Source organism: Zhongshania sp. (assembly GCF_041623545.1).
Taxonomy (GTDB): Bacteria; Pseudomonadota; Gammaproteobacteria; order Pseudomonadales; family Spongiibacteraceae; genus Spongiibacter.
Genome location: NZ_JBFJWS010000326.1, coordinates 1 through 3,445, shown reverse-complemented (window position 1 = coordinate 3,445; position 3,445 = coordinate 1). Strand labels below are relative to the sequence as shown.

General features: G+C 53.1%; 3 protein-coding genes. 2 read left to right on the top strand and 1 reads right to left on the bottom strand.

Annotation, left to right across the window (positions count from 1 at the left end):
• A partial coding sequence (locus tag ABYT30_RS17240; RefSeq protein ID WP_373097688.1) for a long-chain-acyl-CoA synthetase occupies positions 1 to 1,802 on the bottom strand: 1,802 nt, incomplete at its 3' end.
• A 175-nt stretch (positions 1,803 to 1,977) separates the two neighbouring features.
• Here ABYT30_RS17240 and ABYT30_RS17235 point away from each other — a divergent pair.
• Positions 1,978 to 2,559: a hypothetical protein gene (locus tag ABYT30_RS17235; RefSeq protein WP_373097686.1), complete on the top strand. Its 582-nt coding sequence runs from the start codon at positions 1,978 to 1,980 to the stop codon at positions 2,557 to 2,559.
• Between the two features lie 162 nt (positions 2,560 to 2,721).
• Positions 2,722 to 3,445, top strand: a 724-nt coding sequence (locus tag ABYT30_RS17230; protein ID WP_373097684.1) for an AMP-binding protein, incomplete at its 3' end; no start/stop codon positions are given.

The window sequence follows — 3,445 nt, the reverse complement described above, 5'->3', positions numbered from 1 at the left end:
CCCCGGCACAAGGATTCGTAATACTCACGGTCCAGTCGCTCATAGCTTTTGGAACGAGGCTTACGAACAAAAATTACGTCATCACCCACTTCATCCAGGTGATAAGCCTCCTTGCGCAGTCGGCCTTTAACGAGTTTGAAGGTAGCCGTGGTTTCGGTCGTCGTCTGTATGCGGACAAACACCGGCTGCGCATACGCTGGCAGGTCGCGCTCGACCAGGGTTTGAAAAGCCATAATATCGAATTGGTCTGCATTCTCATGTTCGAAGGCCACCATGCCTGCACGACCTTCGATCCCCGGCACCTCCACACCGTAGACGTTGGCCATTTTGATTTGCGGGTGCTGATTCAGAACTTCAGCAACCTCATTGGTAGACACGTTTTCCGCGCGCCAGCGAAAGGTGTCCCCTGTGCGATCGACAAACTGATAATGTTTTAGACCGAACGCAAAACCTACATCAATCTGGCGGACCAAATCTCCGGTGTTAAACCAGCGATCCCCTGGTTTGAAAACATCCGTTAGTACCTTGCTATTCGTGGCTTCGGCGTTGGTATAGCCATCGAACTGCGCCTTTCTATCAATTCTCCCTAGCAGTAAACCAGCGTCGCCTACTGCGGCTTTAACGCAGCGCCCCTTTGCATTACGGATAACACAGTCGTTGTCGACATCGTACTGAACAACCGCCGCTTTAGTCGCGGGCGTGCCAATAGTGAATTCCTTATTCAGAGCATTGGCCATCACGAGATTCCCTTCGCTGGAGCCGTAAATTTCACAGATCCGCTCCACCCCGAACCGGTCTCTAAAGGCCTCCCAAATATCCGGTCGCAGACCATTTCCAATCATTTTTTGCAGCGGATTATCGCGCTCCTCTGCGCACTCCGGTTGCAATGTCAGATAGCGACATAGCTCCCCCACGTATACGAAGCAGTTGGATTTCGACGCCTGGATGTCTCGCCAGAAAGCTGATGCCGAGAAACTTCGCCTTAGAAAAATGGATGCACCATTGGAAATCGCCCCGCAGAATCCGGGGCCCAGTCCGGTAATGTGGTACAGGGGAAGGCAGAGATAAATACGATCACTCGACTGTAATTGCAGGCCCAAGCGACCCAATCCGTGGCCCGCCGCCAGTATACGTCTGTGATTGACTATAGCGGCTTTGGGTAGGCCGGTGGTTCCAGAGGTAAAAATATACGCCGCTACTTCTTTGGCAAGAATCGTCCGAGTTACCGGCGGGTTTTCCGGTGAGCAGGTGCGGTAGCCGTCACTGATATCACTTGCCCACACAGGGCAGTCGGTCTCCCCCCGGTCCCGCAGCCAATAACAGCGCATTTCACCCTCAGTTGAGAGTTGATCCAATACCGCGCCCAGCGTTATTGCCCGCTCTTCTCCTACAATCACCCGCCGATTGCCCGGAGACCGAATGCAATGTGCCAAACCGTCTCCGGTAAGACTGTTATTGATCAGACTCGCGGGCACACCCAACTTGGCCAAAGCCAAGAAAACCTTGAGAAATTCTGCGCGAGTTTCCATAAACACCGCGACGGGCTCGCCCCGTTGAAAACCAAGCGCCAGAAAGTGGTGTGCAAGCTGATTAACCTGAGCATTAAATGCCCCATAGGTCCACTCGCGGCCCTCATGCAGCAATAGCGGCAGTTCAGCATACTGTTCCGCCGATTCCTGAAATTGTCGCCCCAATGAGGCAGGATCATCACCCTCCGGCATTTTATAGGTCAGTGCGGGTAGGATGTGCCTGGCTTCCTTCAAAACCCGCCCAAACTCCTGTATTCCACGATTCCTGCGCATCACTCGCCTCTTCAATGGCTACTATCGATAGCAAAGCAGCGGACACGACTGCTCACTGCTTCAATCTCAACATATTGACACTTGCACTGCCATTTTGTAAAGATGTTGAACTCAGCGAACTAGGCGCACAACGGTAAGCCTCGCTAACAACAAAACGGACACGGGGTGCAACCTTATGACGCTGACGATCTGGGCAACCGCCGCACTTTTCTACGCGCTATTCTGGCTTTGGTATGCCAGACCTCGACGCAAAATCACGCCGCAGGAAGCCGACGATTTTCTGGCATGGGCAAGCGCGCAAGGGGTGGAGCCGGAGCGCGCACAAGGGCTGCGAGATTTTTTTGCCAAAGACGATGGGCGCGACTGCGTGATGATCAATTTAATCACGCTGAAAAAGCCTGTTAGGGAATCCAGCGCTAAACTGGCGGCGTATCAGAAAGTCTTTTTAGGGCAGCTTCTACGCAAAGCGGGCCATCCGGTCATGACGGCTCTGCGCAGTGGGACCAATGTTGAGCATATTAATTGCGAGCATAATAGCGATTGGGCGGCGATGGCCGCGATCCGGTACCGCAGTCGGCGAGACCTGTTAGAGATACTCCCAGCAACCTTCGGCAGCGATCATCACCAACTGAAACTGGACGCCATGGCGAGCACCATCGCCTTCCCGGCGTCAAAATGGTTTATCGCGGGAGGCCCCAAACTGGCGGTAGCGTTGGCTATCCTGCTATTGGCATGTGCAGCTGAGCTACTGATCTAACGCTGCATGCACAACGCGAATGCCAGCTCACTGGTAGATAAACTGGAATGAAATTTACAGTTATCGCTTATAACACGCATTATTATTGAGGGATTTTCCGGGATTAAGTATTCTCAAGGAATAGACTTGGAATCCATTAGATAACAACAGGGAATATTGTCCATGACAGCCACCGGCACTTCTTACGTACTGCCCGTCGAGCAGCTAAAAGCCAATCTGAAAAACAGGCCCAATGACACGTGGCTTCACCAGCCCACTAATGGTGTATGGAAAAGCTATACGATAGCCGAAGTCGTTGATCAGGGCAGCCGGGTCGCTAACGAGCTGTTAAAACAAGGAATTAAACCGGGCGACCGTGTCGCGATTCTTGCCAAAAACAGCTACGCCTGGCTGGCGGCTGATTTCGGTATGATGCTGGCTGGTATCATACCGGTACCAATTTATTCCACCGCCTCTTCAGAAACCATCGACTACGTGCTTGAACACAGCCAAGCCAAGCTGTGTTTTGTCGGCAAGCTCGATGACTGCAGCGCAGCGCAAGCGAGCTTGAGCAACATTCCTGTCATCAGATTTCCCGACGCCAATGCCGACTATAAAAGCGCGCGCGACTGGCAGAGCATTCTGGAGTCCTCAATACCCCTGGAAAGCTATCACACACCCGAGGCCGACGATATGGCGACGATCGTTTACACCTCGGGCAGCACCGGCAAACCCAAGGGCGTTGTATTGACCCACGGCCATCTCGGCGCCGCCGCAATGGAAACCAAGAACCGCATGGTGGGCGGTGATCAGCCACACCGCATGATGTCTTACCTGCCATTGGCTCACATCACAGAGCGCTCTGTGGTCGCCATGACATCCATCTACGGAAAGGTAGAGCTTTTCT